This is a genomic window from Streptococcus mitis, assembly GCF_003943905.1.
Taxonomy (GTDB): Bacteria; Bacillota; Bacilli; order Lactobacillales; family Streptococcaceae; genus Streptococcus; species Streptococcus mitis_BC.
On record NZ_RJNS01000001.1, the window covers coordinates 56,590 to 73,509 of the forward strand.

General features: G+C 42.3%; 15 protein-coding genes. All 15 read left to right on the forward strand.

Translation table 11 applies throughout. The features are described from left to right. Positions 1–15 precede the first annotated feature (15 nt). The 15 genes from mutM to ppc all read left to right on the forward strand — a co-directional run bounded on the left by mutM (position 16) and on the right by ppc (position 16,842). Complete coding sequence (mutM, locus tag D8854_RS00330; RefSeq protein ID WP_125448892.1) at positions 16–840, forward strand: DNA-formamidopyrimidine glycosylase; 825 nt, start codon at positions 16–18, stop codon at positions 838–840. Beyond that, positions 840–1,445 (forward strand): dephospho-CoA kinase, encoded by a 606-nt coding sequence (gene coaE / locus D8854_RS00335; RefSeq protein ID WP_125448894.1) that lies wholly within the window; start codon positions 840–842, stop codon positions 1,443–1,445. Before mutM ends, coaE begins: the two co-directional genes overlap by 1 nt. Then, positions 1,432–2,631 carry a multidrug efflux MFS transporter gene (locus tag D8854_RS00340; RefSeq protein ID WP_125448896.1) on the forward strand — a complete coding sequence of 400 codons (1,200 nt, stop codon included), beginning with the start codon at positions 1,432–1,434 and terminating at the stop codon, positions 2,629–2,631. Before coaE ends, D8854_RS00340 begins: the two co-directional genes overlap by 14 nt. After that, positions 2,631–2,780 (forward strand): 50S ribosomal protein L33, encoded by a 150-nt coding sequence (gene rpmG, locus D8854_RS00345; protein ID WP_001809104.1) that lies wholly within the window; start codon positions 2,631–2,633, stop codon positions 2,778–2,780. Before D8854_RS00340 ends, rpmG begins: the two co-directional genes overlap by 1 nt. A gap of 39 nt (positions 2,781–2,819) precedes the next feature. Beyond that, positions 2,820–3,053: a preprotein translocase subunit SecG gene (gene secG, locus D8854_RS00350; protein ID WP_000282517.1), complete on the forward strand. Its 234-nt coding sequence runs from the start codon at positions 2,820–2,822 to the stop codon at positions 3,051–3,053. Between the two features lie 95 nt (positions 3,054–3,148). After that, positions 3,149–5,503, forward strand: coding sequence for a ribonuclease R (gene rnr / locus D8854_RS00355; RefSeq protein WP_125448898.1), 2,355 nt, complete (start codon positions 3,149–3,151; stop codon positions 5,501–5,503). Continuing rightward, positions 5,466–5,933, forward strand: coding sequence for an SsrA-binding protein SmpB (gene smpB / locus D8854_RS00360; RefSeq protein ID WP_125448900.1), 468 nt, complete (start codon positions 5,466–5,468; stop codon positions 5,931–5,933). Before rnr ends, smpB begins: the two co-directional genes overlap by 38 nt. A gap of 14 nt (positions 5,934–5,947) precedes the next feature. Then, complete coding sequence (gene tehB / locus D8854_RS00365) at positions 5,948–6,808, forward strand: SAM-dependent methyltransferase TehB (RefSeq protein WP_125448902.1); 861 nt, start codon at positions 5,948–5,950, stop codon at positions 6,806–6,808. A 177-nt stretch (positions 6,809–6,985) separates the two neighbouring features. Then, positions 6,986–8,134: a DUF1887 family protein gene (locus tag D8854_RS00370; RefSeq protein ID WP_125449667.1), complete on the forward strand. Its 1,149-nt coding sequence runs from the start codon at positions 6,986–6,988 to the stop codon at positions 8,132–8,134. Positions 8,135–8,209: 75 nt separating this feature from the next. Then, positions 8,210–9,166: a competence protein CoiA gene (locus D8854_RS00375; protein WP_125448904.1), complete on the forward strand. Its 957-nt coding sequence runs from the start codon at positions 8,210–8,212 to the stop codon at positions 9,164–9,166. Between the two features lie 18 nt (positions 9,167–9,184). Beyond that, positions 9,185–10,987 carry an oligoendopeptidase F gene (pepF, locus tag D8854_RS00380; RefSeq protein WP_125448906.1) on the forward strand — a complete coding sequence of 601 codons (1,803 nt, stop codon included), beginning with the start codon at positions 9,185–9,187 and terminating at the stop codon, positions 10,985–10,987. Between the two features lies 1 nt (position 10,988). After that, the gene (locus D8854_RS00385) at positions 10,989–11,702 is read left to right on the forward strand and encodes an O-methyltransferase (protein WP_125448908.1); all 714 of its coding nucleotides are present in this window, start codon (positions 10,989–10,991) and stop codon (positions 11,700–11,702) included. Positions 11,703–11,767: 65 nt separating this feature from the next. Beyond that, positions 11,768–12,709, forward strand: a complete 942-nt coding sequence (gene prsA / locus D8854_RS00390) for a peptidylprolyl isomerase PrsA (protein WP_125448910.1) — start codon at positions 11,768–11,770, stop codon at positions 12,707–12,709. Between the two features lie 189 nt (positions 12,710–12,898). Next, entirely contained in the window at positions 12,899–14,122 is a 1,224-nt protein-coding gene (ftsW, locus tag D8854_RS00395) for a cell division peptidoglycan polymerase FtsW (RefSeq protein ID WP_125448911.1), read from the forward strand. Positions 14,123–14,145: 23 nt separating this feature from the next. Beyond that, positions 14,146–16,842, forward strand: a complete 2,697-nt coding sequence (gene ppc / locus D8854_RS00400; protein ID WP_125448913.1) for a phosphoenolpyruvate carboxylase — start codon at positions 14,146–14,148, stop codon at positions 16,840–16,842. Positions 16,843–16,920 lie beyond the last annotated feature (78 nt).

The following is a 16,920-nucleotide window of genomic DNA, read 5'->3' on the forward strand; positions in this document are numbered from 1 at the left end:
ACAGAAGGAGGAACGATGCCTGAATTACCAGAGGTTGAAACGGTTCGTCGTGGCTTAGAAAAATTGATTTTGGGAAAGAAGATTTCTAATATAGAGATTGCTTATCCCAAGATGATCAAGACAGATTTGGACGAGTTTCGAAAGGAAGTGCCTGGCCAAGTAATTGAGTCCATGGGGCGCCGTGGAAAATATCTACTTTTTTACCTGACAGATAAGGTCTTGCTTTCCCACCTGCGGATGGAGGGCAAGTATTTTTACTATCCGGACCAGGTTCCTGAACGCAAGCATGCCCATGTTTTCTTCCAGTTTGAGGACGGGGGAACGCTTGTTTATGAGGATGTGCGCAAGTTTGGCACCATGGAACTGCTGGCGCCAGACCTATTGGAAGCATACTTTGTTTCTAAAAAACTAGGGCCTGAGCCAAGAGAGCAGGACTTTGATTTGCAGGTCTTTCAAGCTGCCCTATCCAAGTCTAAAAAGCCTATCAAATCCCATCTCCTAGACCAAACCTTGGTAGCTGGTCTTGGCAATATCTATGTGGATGAGGTCCTCTGGCGGGCTCAGGTCCATCCAGCTAGATCTTCTCAGAGTTTAACATCAGAAGAAGCGTCAGCTATTCATGACCAGACCATTGCTGTTTTGGGACAGGCTGTTGAAAAAGGGGGCTCAACCATTCGAACCTATACAAATGCCTTTGGGGAAGACGGAACCATGCAGGATTTTCATCAGGTCTATGATAGGACTGGTCAAGCATGTTCACGCTGTGGTACCATCATTGAGAAAATCCAGCTTGGTGGACGTGGAACTCATTTTTGTCCTCAGTGTCAAAGGAGGAACTGATGGGAAAAATCATTGGAATCACAGGAGGAATTGCCTCTGGGAAGTCAACTGTGACAAATTTCCTAAGAGAGCAAGGCTTTCAAGTGGTAGATGCTGACCGACTTGTCCATCAGCTACAAAGACATGGTGGGCGTCTATATCAGGTCTTAGTTCAGCATTTTGGACAGGAAATTCTCTTAGAAAATGGAGAACTCAATCGTCCTCTTCTAGCTAGTCTCATCTTTTCAAATCCTGAGGAGCAGGAATGGTCTAAGCAAACACAAGGAGAGATTATTCGTGAGGAACTGGCAACATTGCGAGATCAGTTAGCCCAGACAGAAGCTATCTTTTTTATGGATATTCCCCTACTTTTTGAACAGGGATATGCCAACTGGTTTGATGAAACGTGGCTGGTCTATGTGGACTATGATATCCAATTAGAACGTTTCATGAAACGGGATCATCTTTCTAAGGAAGTAGCAGAGTCCCGTCTGGCAGCTCAGTGGTCTTTAGAAGAAAAGAAAAAATTGGCGAGTCATATATTAGATAATAATGGCAGTCGTGACCAGCTTGTGGGGCAAGTAGTGAAGTTACTTGAAGGAGGCGATAGCTGTGCAAGGGATTAGTTGGAAAGATAATCTTCGTGTCGCCTGGTTCGGTAGTTTTCTAACGGGAGCCAGTATTTCCTTGGTCGTCCCTTTTATGCCTATCTTTGTAGAGCAGTTGGGAATCGAGAGTGACCAAGTTGCTTTCTATGCTGGATTAGCCATCTCAGTTTCGGCTGTTTCAGCAGCTTTGATTTCTCCTATCTGGGGTATTCTTGCTGACAAGTACGGTCGTAAACCCATGATGATTCGAGCTGGCCTTGCCATGACCATCACTATGGGAGGTTTGGCATTCGTGCCGAATATCTATTGGTTAATCTTTCTTAGATTACTAAATGGCGTATTTACAGGTTTCGTACCGAATGCGACAGCTTTAATAGCCAGTCAAGTCCCCAAGGATAGGTCTGGCTATGCTTTGGGGACTTTATCAACTGGAGTAGTAGCTGGAACCCTAACCGGCCCCTTTGTAGGTGGCTTGATTGCTGAAATTTTTGGTATTCGCAATGTCTTTTTATTGGTGGGTGCTTTCCTATTTTTAGCTGCAATCCTAACCATTTTCTTTATCAAGGAAGATTTTCGACCAGTGGCTAAGGAGAAGGCAATACCAACAAAAGAGTTGTTTAGTTCTATTAAACACTCTCATCTTTTGATTAATTTGTTTTTAACCAGCTTTGTCATTCAATTTTCAGCTCAATCAATTGGTCCTATCCTGGCTCTCTATGTGCGGGACTTAGGGCAGACTGAAAATCTCCTCTTTGTATCGGGCTTGATCGTATCCAGTATGGGATTTTCTAGCATGATGAGTGCTGGAGTGATGGGAAAACTAGGAGATAAGGTGGGAAATCATAGACTTTTAGTTGCAGCGCAGATTTATTCCGTCATCATTTACCTTCTTTGTGCCCATGCAACCAGCCCCCTTCAACTTGGCTTGTATCGTTTTCTCTTTGGTTTGGGAACGGGTGCTCTGATACCGGGGGTCAATGCTCTTCTCAGCAAAATGACTCCAAAATCAGGTATTTCAAGAATTTTTGCCTTTAACCAAGTCTTTTTCTACCTTGGGGGTGTTGTTGGTCCCATGACTGGTTCAGCAGTAGCAGGGCAATTTGGCTACCACTCTGTTTTTTATGCGACAGCAGCCTGTGTGGCTCTTAGTTGTTTATACAACTTAGTTCAATTTAGATCATTATTAAAAGTAAAGGAAATCTAGTGCGAGTAAAAATTAATCTCAAATGCTCCTCTTGTGGCAGTATTAATTACCTAACCAGTAAAAACTCCAAAACCCATCCAGACAAGATTGAGGTTTTAAAGTATTGTCCCAAGGAAAGAAAAGTAACCCTACATCTTGAATCTAAGTAGAATTTATGGTAAAATAATAGGGATTTTAAGGAGTTTGATATGTACAACCTATTATTAACCATTTTATTAGTATTATCTGTTGTGATTGTGATTGCGATTTTCATGCAACCAACTAAGAACCAATCCAGCAATGTATTTGATGCCAGCTCAGGTGATTTGTTTGAACGTAGTAAAGCGCGTGGTTTTGAAGCCGTGATGCAACGTTTGACAGGTATTTTAGTCTTTTTCTGGCTAGCCATTGCCTTAGCATTGACGGTATTATCAAGTAGATAAGAAATGGGCAGGACTAGGTCTTTGCCTATTTTTATTTTTAATGACACTTCTAAAGTTATCAATCAAAAGAAATTATAAAAATCTAGAAAGAAAACATGAAAGATAAAATTAAAGAATATTTGCAAGAGAAGGGGCGAGTGACAGTAAATGACCTGGCTCAGGCTCTCGGAAAGGATGGGTCCAAGGATTTCCGTGAGTTGATTAAAACCCTGTCTCTGATGGAAAGAAAGCACCAGATTCGTTTTGAAGATGATGGTAGTTTATGTCTGGACCAAAAGAAGAAACATGAAATTACCCTCAAAGGGATTTTTCATGCCCATAAGAATGGCTTTGGCTTTGTCAGTCTAGAAGGCGAAGAGGACGACCTTTTTGTAGGAAAAAACGATGTCAACTATGCCATTGATGGCGATACCGTTGAGGTCGTTATCAAGAAAGTTGCTGACCGCAACAAGGGAACAGCTGCCGAAGCCAAAATTATCGATATTCTAGAACACAGCCTGACAACAGTTGTCGGCCAAATCGTTCTAGATCAGGAAAAACCTAAGTATGCGGGTTACATCCGTTCAAAAAATCAAAAAATCAGCCAACCGATCTATGTGAAGAAACCGGCTATCAAGTTGGAAGGTACTGAAGTTCTTAAGGTCTTCATAGACAAATACCCAAGTAAGAAACATGATTTCTTTGTCGCTAGTGTGCTGGACGTGGTGGGACACTCGACTGATGCTGGGATTGACGTTCTTGAAGTCTTGGAATCCATGGATATTGTCTCAGAATTTCCAGAAGCTGTTCTCAAGGAGGCAGAAAGTGTGCCAGATGCTCCGTCTCAAAAGGATATGGAAGGTCGTCTGGACCTGAGAGATGAAATCACCTTTACCATTGATGGTGCGGATGCCAAGGACTTGGACGATGCGGTTCATATCAAAGCCTTGAAAAATGGAAATCTAGAACTCGGAGTTCACATCGCGGATGTTTCCTACTATGTGACCGAGGGTTCTGCCCTTGACAAGGAAGCTCTTAACCGCGCGACTTCTGTCTACGTGACAGACCGAGTGGTGCCAATGCTTCCAGAACGTCTGTCAAATGGCATCTGCTCTCTCAATCCTCAAGTAGACCGCTTGACCCAGTCTGCTATTATGGAAATTGATAAACATGGTCGTGTGGTTAATTACACCATTACACAAACAGTTATCAAGACAAGTTTCCGTATGACCTATAGCGCTGTCAATGATATCCTAGCAGGTGACGAAGAAAAAAGACAAGAGTTTAAGAAAATTGTTCCTAGTATCGAGCTCATGGCCAAGCTTCATGAAACGCTAGAAAGCATGCGTGAGAAACGTGGTGCCCTCAATTTCGATACCAATGAAGCTAAGATTTTAGTGGATAAAAAAGGCAAGCCTGTGGATATCGTCCTTCGTCAGCGTGGTGTTGCCGAGCGGATGATCGAGTCCTTCATGTTGATTGCCAATGAAACGGTTGCCGAGCACTTTAGCAAGCTGGATCTACCTTTTATCTATCGGATTCACGAGGAGCCCAAGGCTGAAAAAGTTCAGAAGTTTATTGATTACGCTTCTAGTTTTGGTTTGCGAATTTATGGAACTGCCAGTGAGATTAGCCAGGAGGCCCTTCAAGACATCATGCGTGCTGTTGAGGGAGAACCGTATGCGGATGTATTGTCCATGATGCTTCTCCGTTCTATGCAACAAGCTCACTATTCAGAGCACAATCACGGTCACTATGGACTAGCAGCTGACTACTACACTCACTTTACCAGCCCGATTCGCCGTTATCCTGACCTTCTAGTCCATCGGATGATTCGCGACTATGGGCGTTCCAAGGAAATAGCAGAGCATTTTGAACAAGTGATTCCAGAGATTGCGACCCAGTCTTCCAACCGTGAACGTCGTGCCATTGAGGCGGAGCGTGAAGTTGAAGCCATGAAAAAAGCTGAGTACATGGAAGAATACGTTGGTGAAGAGTACGATGCAGTTGTATCCAGCATTGTCAAGTTCGGTCTTTTTGTCGAATTGCCAAATACGGTTGAAGGCTTGATTCACATCACTAATTTTCCTGAATTTTATCATTTCAATGAGCGTGACTTGACACTCCGTGGGGAGAAATCGGGCATAACTTTCCGTGTAGGACAGCAGATTCGCATTCGAGTTGAAAGAGCGGATAAGATGACAGGTGAGATTGACTTCTCTTATATCCCAAGTGAGTTTGATGTCATCGAAAAAGGCTTGAAACAAGCTGGGCGCAAAGACAGAGGGCGTGGTTCAAATCGTCGTTCAGATAAGAAGGAAGATAAGAGAAAATCAGGACGCTCAAATGATAAGCGCAAGCATTCACAAAAAGACAAGAAGAAAAAGGGAAAGAAACCTTTTTACAAGGAAGTAGCTAAGAAAGGAGCCAAGCATGGCAAAGGGCGAGGGAAAGGTCGTCGCACAAAATAAAAAGGCGCGCCACGACTATACAATCGTAGATACGCTAGAGGCAGGGATGGTCCTGACTGGAACTGAAATCAAGAGTGTTCGAGCTGCTCGAATCAATCTCAAGGACGGCTTTGCTCAAGTAAAAAATGGTGAAGTCTGGCTGAGCAATGTCCATATCGCGCCTTACGAAGAGGGCAATATTTGGAACCAGGAACCGGAACGCCGTCGAAAACTCTTACTCCATAAGAAACAAATCCAAAAGTTGGAACAAGAGACCAAAGGGACAGGAATGACCCTTGTTCCCCTTAAAGTCTATATCAAAGATGGCTACGCAAAACTCCTTTTAGGACTTGCCAAAGGGAAACATGACTATGACAAACGGGAGTCAATCAAGCGTCGTGAACAAAACCGCGACATCGCGCGTGTCATGAAAACTGTCAACCAGCGTTAAGAAGAGGAAGTAAAATGGAAAAATTAATTGCCTATAAACGGATGCCCTTGTGGAATAAACAGACCATGCCTGAAGCTGTTCAGCAAAAGCATAATACCAAGGTCGGGACTTGGGGCAAGATTACTGTTGTAAAAGGAGCCCTCAAATTTATTGAATTGACCGAAGAAGGGGAAGTTCTAGCTGAGCACCTCTTTGAGGCAGGTGCAGACAACCCTATGGCGCAACCGCAAGCCTGGCACCGAGTGGAAGCTGCGACAGATGATGTAGAATGGTACTTGGAATTTTATTGTAAACCTGAGGATTATTTCCCTAAGAAATACAATACCAATCCAGTCCATTCAGAAGTCCTAGAGGCCATTCAAACGGTAAAACCAGGAAGAGCATTGGATTTGGGTTGTGGTCAAGGACGTAACTCTCTCTTTCTCGCACAGAATGGTTTTGATGTAACAGCTGTGGATCAAAATGAATTGTCCCTTGAAATCTTGCAAAGCATCGTAGAACAAGAGGATCTAGACATGCCTGTCGGACTTTACGATATCAATTCAGCCAGCATTAGCCAAGTCTATGATTTTATCGTATCGACAGTTGTTCTGATGTTTCTACAAGCAGACCGCATTCCAGCTATTATCCAAAATATGCAGGAGCAAACTACTGTTGGAGGCTACAACCTCATCGTCTGTGCCATGGATACAGAGGATTATCCTTGCTCAGTGAACTTCCCATTCACCTTTAAAGAAGGGGAACTGGCAAACTACTACAAGGATTGGGAATTGGTTAAGTATAATGAAAATCCAGGACATCTGCACCGTCGTGATGAAAATGGCAATCGGATTCAACTACGCTTTGCGACCATGCTAGCTAAGAAAATCAAGTAGATCAAATCTTTACAAACGAATAGAGACCACTTTGCAAGATTTCTATTCGTTTTTGTTTGCGTTGGTTGATTGGGGCGAACAGAATTTTATGCTATACTAGAAGTAGGAAATCTGAGCAGTAGAGCTGTATTGCTGTCACTCTCAGCGCAAGCAGTTGTAGATGATGGAGGTGGTCGAATGACGAGTCTTTTGGTGGAACTGTATGATCGGCATGTATTGGAAAAGAATGTCTACCAAGCCTTTGTCAGTGATTGTGATGAGATTCTCTTTCTATCTTTGACGAAAATAAGTAATAACGATAAACTTTCACTGCGCCATTTTATCCTGGATGAAGTCCCCCATATCCAACGAGTGACCTTTCGTCAGCTATCCTTAGAACAACTAGCGGACCAGTTAGATTATTGCCTAGCAGGTTACGACCAAGTCCTTCTTGATGTTTTTGGAGGAGATTCGCTACTAGCCTTATCCCTCTATCAATACGGCTTGGATCGCCACCTTCCCATCGTTGCCATGGATGTCGAGCGGGGAAAACAATACAAATGGGTAGCTGGTCAGTTGGAAAAAGAAGATTTGGACATTCCTACCCTAAGCATCCAACAGTTGATAGCCTTGCGTGGTGGAAAAATGCTCAAGTCAAAATGCCCTATCCACTCAGTTCAAGAAATTTCAGCCATCAAAAAACTAGCCAGCTCGGCTATTACCAATCCAGCCCACTGGTATCAAGTGACCCAATTTTTCTCTCTAGCAAAGACCAATGATCTGCATGCTGAAACTGAAAAGATACTGGAAAACAACGGCAAGTATTATCACTATCCAGAATCCCTCATCCCTTTACTAGTGGAAGCGGGGATGCTTCGTATTGAAAGTGAGGACAAGGAGCGAGTAAGCTACAGCTTTCCAAGTCAAGAAGCCCAAGTCTTTTGTCGCAACAAAGGGCATATTTTAGAGGTGTATCTATATCTCTTGGCGCTCGAATCTCAGCTGTTTGATGAATGCATGATAGGTGGTGAGATTGATTGGAATGGCATCTTTCCAGAGGCAGATAATGTCCAAAATGAGATTGATGTCATTCTGAGAAAGGGGCGCTCGATTACCTTCATCTCCTGCAAAATGACAGATTTATCAGTTGAAGCCATCAACGAACTAGAAGTCTACGCCAATCATTTTGCTGGGGAGAGTTGCCTCAAGCTAATTGTCTGTACGGGGAAAATCAATCCTGTTTATGCCAATCGCTGCCAAGAATACGGCGTGCTGGTCATTAGGAGTGAGCAGATCCCCAATCTCATTCCCATGCTAAAAAAATATTCTAAGAGACAAAAAAGATAAGAAATAGTATTATGAAAGACTGGAATTCCAGTCTTTTTGCTTCTTTTTCGAATAGAAAAGAAAAGGAGGTAGACCATGTTTGTAGCCAGAGATGCCAAGGGGAATTTGGTGAATGCCCTCGAAAAAGACGTAACTAAGCAGCTTTATACTTGTCCAGCCTGTGGTGGTGGACTACGATTACGCCAAGGACAGAGTATTCGAACGCACTTTGCCCATGAAAGGTTAAGAGATTGTATTGCTATTTTCGAGAATGAAAGTCCAGAACACTTGGGAAATAAAGAGGCCCTTTATCATTGGGTCAAGAAGGACAATCAAGTCGCCTTAGAATATAGTCTGCCCGAGATTCAGCAGATAGCAGATGTTCTCGTCAATGAGAAACTAGCTCTGGAGGTTCAGTGCAGTCCCTTGTCTCAAAAGCTTTTAGGCGATAGAAGTCAAGGATACCGCAGCCAGGGCTATCAGGTTATCTGGCTACTGGGAGAAAAACTCTGGTTAAAGGAGCGATTAACACAATTGCAAAGGGGATTTCTTTATTTTAGTCAAAATATGGGTTTCTTTGTTTGGGAACTAGATCTCAAAAAGCAAGTTTTGAGACTTAAATATCTTTTACATCAGGACCTACGTGGCAAGCTTCGTTTTCAAGTCAAGGAATTTCCCTATGGCCAAGGAAATCTCTTGGAAATTCTACGATTCCCCTATCAAAAACAAAAACTGCCTAGTTTTACGGTTGCCCAAGATTCAACTATCTGTCACTACATTCGCCAACAACTATACTACCAAACGCCTTACTGGATGAAGAAGCAGGAGGAAGCCTATCATCAAGGAGACAATCTATTAAACCGTCAACTAGACGACTGGTATCCTCAAGTCAAGCCGATAGAATCGGGTGATTTTTTGCAGATTGAAACGGATTTGGCTAGCTATTATAGAAATTTTCAGGCTTACTATCAAAAAAATCCGAAAAATAATCGCCAAAAGCTCTATCCACCAGCCTTTTATCACTTATATTTCTCAAAAAATGTGGTAAAATAGAAAGGATGGAGGAATCTTATGGTATTACAACGACATGAAATAAATGAAAAAGATACATGGGATCTTTCAACGATCTACCCAACAGATCAGGCTTGGGAAGAAGCCTTGAAAGATTTAACTGAAAAAGTACAAACAGCAACCCAGTATGAGGGGCATCTCTTGGACAGCGCGGACAGTTTGCTTGAGATTACAGAATTCTCACTTGACTTGGAACGCCAAGTTGAAAAGCTTTATGTCTATGCACATATGAAAAACGATCAGGACACGCGTGAAGCCAAGTATCAAGAGTACTATGCTAAGGCAATGACCCTATACAGTCAGTTAGAACAATCCTTTTCATTCTATGAACCTGAGTTTATGGAGATTAGCGAAGAGCAGTATGCGGCCTTCCTAGAAGCTCAACCAAAACTCCAAGTTTACAAGCACTTTTTTGACAAGCTATTGCAAAAGAAAGACCATGTTCTTTCGCAACGTGAGGAAGAATTGTTGGCTGGCGCAGGAGAAATCTTTGGCGCTGCTAGTGAAACTTTCGCCATCTTGGACAATGCGGATATTAGCTTCCCATACGTCCTTGATGATGAGGACAAGGAAGTGCAACTCTCACACGGCACTTATATCCGTTTGATGGAGTCTAAAAATCGTGAAGTGCGTCGAGGTGCCTATGAAGCCCTCTATGCGACGTACGAACAATTCCAACATACTTACGCGAAGACTTTGCAGACAAATGTTAAGGTGCAAAACTACCGAGCAAAAGTTCGCAACTATAAGAGTGCTCGCCATGCAGCCCTTGCAGCCAACTTTGTTCCAGAAAGTGTCTATGACAATCTAGTAGCAGCAGTTCGCAAGCATTTGCCACTCTTGCATCGTTACCTTGAACTCCGCTCTAAAATCTTGGGAATTTCAGATCTCAAGATGTACGATGTCTACACACCACTTTCATCAGTAGATTATAGCTTTACCTACGAAGAAGCCTTGAAAAAAGCTGAAGAAGCCTTGGCAGTCTTGGGTGACGATTACTTGAGCCGTGTCAAACGTGCCTTTAGCGAGCGTTGGATTGATGTCTATGAAAACCAAGGCAAGCGTTCTGGTGCCTACTCTGGTGGATCTTACGATACAAATGCTTTTATGCTCCTCAACTGGCAGGATAATCTAGACAATCTCTTTACCCTAGTACACGAGACTGGTCACAGTATGCACTCTAGCTATACTCGTGAAACCCAGCCATATGTTTACGGAGATTACTCTATCTTCTTGGCAGAGATTGCCTCAACGACCAACGAAAATATCTTGACGGAGAAATTGCTGGAAGAAGTGGAAGACGATGCAACTCGCTTTGCTATCCTTAATAATTTCTTGGACGGTTTCCGTGGAACAGTCTTCCGTCAAACTCAATTCGCTGAGTTTGAACATGCTATCCATCAAGCAGACCAAAATGGAGAAGTCTTGACAAGTGATTTCCTGAATAAACTCTACGCTGACTTGAACCAAGAGTACTATGGATTCAGCAAGGAAGACAATCCTCAAATCCAATACGAGTGGGCGCGCATTCCACACTTCTACTATAACTACTATGTTTATCAGTATTCGACAGGTTTTGCAGCTGCTTCAGCCTTGGCTGAAAAGATTGTCCATGGTAGTCAAGCAGATCGTGACCGCTATATCGACTACCTCAAGGCTGGTAAGTCTGACTATCCGCTCAATGTTATGAGAAAAGCGGGAGTGGATATGGAGAAGGAAGACTATCTCAACGACGCCTTTGCAGTCTTTGAACGTCGCTTGAACGAGTTTGAAGCCCTTGTTGAAAAATTGGGATTAGCATAAGATGGTAGAGTCTTATAGTAAAAATGCCAATCACAATATGCGTCGCCCCGTCGTCAAGGAAGAAATCGTAGAGTTCATGCGCCAGCGTCAAAAGCAGGTGACAGGTTCCTTGAAAGAATTGGAGACTTTTGCTCGCAAGGAAAATATTCCCATCATTCCTCATGAAACGGTCGCTTATTTCCGTTTTCTCATGGAAACCATGCAGCCCAAAAACATTTTGGAGATTGGGACGGCTATTGGCTTTTCAGCCCTCTTGATGGCGGAACATGCGCCAAATGCCAAGATTACAACGATTGACCGTAATCCTGAGATGATAGGCTTTGCCAAGGAAAACTTTGCCCAGTTTGACAGTCGTAAGCAAATCACCCTCTTAGAGGGAGATGCAGTCGATGTTTTATCTAGTCTGACAGAAACTTATGATTTTGTCTTTATGGATTCGGCCAAGTCCAAGTATATCGTCTTTCTACCTGAAATCCTTAAACATTTGGAAGTCGGTGGAGTGGTTGTCTTGGATGATATTTTCCAAGGAGGCGATGTTGCCAAGGATATCATGGAAGTCCGTCGTGGCCAGCGCACAATCTATAAGGGATTGCAAAGACTTTTCGACGCAACTTTGGACAATCCAGGTCTAACAGCGACTCTAGTTCCGCTCGGGGATGGGATTCTCATGCTGAGAAAAAATGTAGCAGATGTCCAACTTCCTGAGAGTGAATGATTTTTAGAAAAATTTAAGACAATTTAGTAAAATAGAGAAGGTAACTTACCATAAAAGGAGTAAACATGAAGAAAAAACTATTGGCAGGAGCCATTACCTTATTATCTGTAGCGACTTTGGCTGCTTGTTCAAAAAGTTCTGAAGGAGCTGATCTCATCAGCATGAAGGGTGATGTCGTCACTGAACACCAATTTTATGAACAAGTCAAAAACAATCCAACTGCGCAACAAGTCTTGCTTAATATGACCATCCAAAAAGTATTTGAAAAACAATATGGTTCAGAAGTGACTGACAAAGAGGTGGATGATGCCGTTGCTGAGGAACAAAAGAAATACGGCGATAGCTACAACAGCGTACTTCAACGTGCGGGTATGACTCCTGAGACTCGTAAAGCTCAAATTCGCACCAGCAAATTGGTCGAATTGGCAGTTAAAAAAGCCGCAGAGAGTGAATTGACTGACGAAGCTTACCAAAAAGCTTTTGAGTCTTATACACCAGATGTAACAGCTCAGATCATCCGTATGGATAATGAAGACAAGGCCAAAGAAGTGCTTGAAAAAGCAAAAGCAGAAGGAGCTGACTTTGCCCAGTTGGTAAAAGACAACTCAAATGATGACAAGACAAAAGAAAATGGTGGCGAAATCACTTTTGACTCTGCTTCTACAGAACTTCCAGAACAAGTCAAGAAGGCGGCCTTTGCCTTGGATGTGAATGGTGTCTCTGATGTTATCACAGCGACCGGAACACAAGCCTACAGTACCCAATACTACATTATTAAGCTAACCAAGAAAACAGAAAAATCATCAAACCTAGATGACTACAAAGAAAAATTGAAAACGGTCATCCTGGCTCAGAAACAAAACGATTCATCTTTCGTTCAGAGCGTTATCGGAAAAGAATTCCAAGCTGCCAATATTAAAGTGAAAGATCCTGTTTTCCAAAATATCTTTGCCCAATACGTTGGTGGTGCCGACTCAAACTCAAGCAGCAGCTCATCAGCAGAATAAAAAAGAAAATACAAACTTTGTTTTAAAGTTTGTATTTTTTACTAATCAATTTAGTCCAAGGAGCAAAATTCGAAGGATTGGAGGATAAGAGTTTTTTTCTTTCTGAAAAAATGGTATAATAGCAATCAAAACTAGAAAATAAAACGGAATTAGGAACAGTTTTCTCTGTTTCTATTAGAGTGGTGACATATGAAAATTAGTAAAAGGCACCTATTGAACTATTCCATTTTGATTCCTTACCTCCTTTTATCGATTTTGGGTCTAATTGTTGTTTACTCAACGACGAGTGCTACCTTGATCCAAGAAGGAAAAAGTGCTCTTCAGTTAGCTCGGAACCAAGGAATGTTTTGGGGAGTTAGTTTGGTTTTGATTGCCTTAATTTATAAACTGAAACTTGGGTTTTTAAGAAATGAACGCTTGATTTTTATCGTTATGTTTGTAGAGATGATTCTCCTAGCTTTGGCTCGGCTAATTGGAACACCAGTCAATGGTGCTTACGGTTGGATTTCTGTAGGACCTGTAACGATTCAGCCTGCGGAGTACCTTAAGATTATCATTATTTGGTACCTAGCCCATCGATTCTCAAAACAGCAAGATGAGATAGCTGTTTACGACTTCCAAGTCTTGACTCAGAATCAGTGGTTACCTCGAGCTTTTAACGACTGGCGTTTCGTTTTACTGGTTTTGATTGGTAGTTTGGGAATTTTCCCTGACTTGGGAAATGCGACTATTCTGGTCTTGGTGTCGCTGCTTATGTACACTGTCAGTGGAATTGCCTATCGTTGGTTCTCGACTATTCTAACTCTCTTAGCAGGAAGTTCCATTTTAGTCTTGTCTGTCATTCGTCTTGTTGGCGTTGAGAAGTTTTCTCAAATTCCGGTATTTGGTTACGTTGCCAAACGTTTCAGTGCCTTCTTTAATCCTTTTAATGACTTGGCAGGCGCTGGACACCAGCTTGCAAATTCTTACTATGCCATGGTGAATGGTGGCTGGTTTGGACTTGGACTAGGAAATTCTATCGAAAAACGTGGTTATTTGCCAGAAGCACATACGGATTTCGTCTTTTCGATTGTCATCGAGGAATTTGGATTTGTAGGAGCGGGTATGATTTTGGCACTCCTCTTCTTCTTGATTTTGAGAATTATCTTAGTCGGTATTCGAGCTAAGGATCCCTTTAACTCTATGGTTGCTATCGGTGTCGGGGGGATGATTCTGGTTCAGGTCTTTGTCAATATCGGTGGAATTTCCGGTTTGATTCCTTCTACAGGGGTAACCTTCCCCTTCCTTTCACAAGGAGGGAATAGTCTCCTAGTCTTATCTGTAGCCATTGCCTTTGTACTAAATATCGATGCTAGTGAAAAACGTGCCAAACTTATCAGAGAATATGAAGGTCAAACTTCTGTTACTCTATAAGGATTGAATGGAAAGGAAAGTTTATGTCACTTCAAAAATTAGAAAACTATAGCAATAAAGCCGTCGTCCAAGAAGAAGTCTTGATTTTGACAGAGCTATTAGAAGACATCACAAAAAATATGCTTGCGCCTGAGACTTTTGATAAAATCATGCGGTTGAAGGACTTGTCTACAAGCGAAAACTATCAAGGACTTAATAAATTGGTGACCAGCCTTTCAAACGAGGAAATGATCTATATTTCTCGCTATTTCTCAATCCTTCCACTCTTGATCAATATCTCTGAAGATGTGGATTTGGCTTATGAGATCAATCACCAAAATAATGTGGACCAAGACTATCTAGGAAAACTGTCAACAACCATTAAGATGGTGGCTGAAAAAGAAAACGCGGCTACAATTTTGGAGCAGCTGAATGTAGTTCCAGTTTTGACTGCCCACCCGACTCAAGTACAACGCAAGAGTATGCTGGACTTAACCAATCATATCCATACACTCTTACGGAAGTACCGTGATGTCAAACTCGGCTTGATTAATAAAGAAAAATGGCACACAGATCTCCGTCGTTACATTGAAATTATCATGCAAACGGATATGATTCGCGAGAAGAAATTGAAGGTAACCAACGAAATCACCAACGTGATGGAGTACTATCAGAGTTCTTTCTTGAATGCTGTTCCACGTTTGACGGCTGAGTATAAGAAACTAGCTAAGGAACAAGGTATCGAACTCCAACATCCAAAACCGATTACAATGGGGATGTGGATCGGAGGAGACCGTGATGGAAATCCTTTCGTAACAGCGGAAACCCTCAACAAATCAGCCTTGACTCAGTGCGAAGTCATCATGAACTACTACGATGAGAAGATTTATAACCTTTATCGTGAATTTTCACTTTCAACCAGCATCGTGAATGTCAGTGACAAGGTTCGTGAGATGGCGCTGAAGTCTCAGGACAACTCGATTTATCGTGAAAAAGAACTCTATCGTCGTGCTCTCTTTGACATCCAAGCTAAGATGCAGGCAACCAAGGCTTATCTTATTGAAGACAAGGATCTTCAACCTAGATATGCCACTGCAGATGAATTCTACCAAGACTTGTTAGCCATCCGAGATTCTCTATTAGAGAACAAAGGTGAGTACCTGATTTCAGGAGAATTTGTCGAGTTGATGCAGGCGGTTGAAATCTTTGGCTTCTATCTTGCCTCTATCGACATGCGCCAAGATTCTAGTGTTCATGAAGCTTGTGTGGCAGAATTGTTAGCATCCGCGGGGATCAACGACCACTATAGCGATCTATCTGAAGACGAAAAATGTGCCCTCCTCTTAAAAGAGTTGGAAGAAGATCCTCGTATCCTCTCAGCAACTCATGCTGAAAAGTCAGAACTACTTGAGAAAGAACTTTCTATCTTTAAAGCCGCTCGCAAGTTGAAGGATAAATTAGGTGAAAACGTCATCCGTCAAACCATCATCTCTCACGCAACAAGTGTATCCGATATGCTAGAACTTGCAATTATGCTTAAGGAAGTCGGCTTGGTAGATGCTCAAAAAGCCCGCGTTCAGATTGTTCCCCTCTTTGAAACGATTGAAGATTTGGATCACTCAGAAGAAACCATGAGAAGATATTTCTCTCTTCCTTTGGCTAAAAAATGGATTGCTTCAAAGGACAACTACCAAGAAATCATGCTAGGCTACTCTGATAGCAACAAAGACGGTGGTTACCTGTCATCATGTTGGACTCTATATAAAGCGCAACAGCAACTGACTGCTATCGGTGACGAATTTGGTGTTAAAGTTACCTTCTTCCATGGTCGTGGTGGTACTGTGGGTCGTGGTGGTGGACCAACTTATGAAGCTATCACATCCCAACCACTCAAGTCTATTAAGGACCGCATCCGTCTGACTGAGCAGGGAGAAGTGATTGGAAACAAATACGGAAACAAAGACGCTGCCTATTATAACCTTGAAATGTTGGTTTCTGCAGCTATTAACCGTATGATTACAAAGAAGAAGAGTGATACTAACACATCAAATCGTTATGAAGCTATCATGGATCAAGTAGTGGACCGCAGCTACGATATCTACCGTGATTTGGTCTTTGGAAATGAACATTTCTATGACTATTTCTTTGAATCAAGCCCAATCAAAGCTATTTCAAGCTTCAATATCGGTTCGCGTCCAGCAGCTCGTAAGACCATCACTGAAATCGGCGGTTTGCGTGCTATCCCTTGGGTCTTCTCATGGTCACAAAGTCGTGTCATGTTCCCTGGATGGTATGGCGTGGGTTCAAGCTTCAAAGAGTTTATTGATCAAGATCCTGATAATATTGAGATCCTTCGTGATATGTACCAAAACTGGCCTTTCTTCCAATCTCTGCTCTCTAATGTGGACATGGTCTTATCTAAGTCTAACATGAACATTGCCTTCGAATATGCCAAGCTCTGTGAAGATAAAGAAGTGCAGGCTATCTACTACACTATTTTAGATGAATGGCAGTTGACTAAGGACGTTATTTTAGCTATCGAAGGTTATGACGAACTCTTGGCAGAAAACTCTTACCTAAAAGACAGCCTAAACTATCGTATGCCTTACTTTAATATCCTGAACTACATCCAGTTGGAGTTGATCAAACGTCAACGTCGCGGCGAATTGTCGGCAGACGAAGAAAAACTGATCCATACAACTATTAACGGAATTGCAACTGGTTTACGTAATTCAGGCTGATATCTACAAACTTCCTCTTTTTTCAAGGGGAAGTTTTTGAATTGTTTAAAAAATTCTAAAAATAAGCTTGACAAGTAG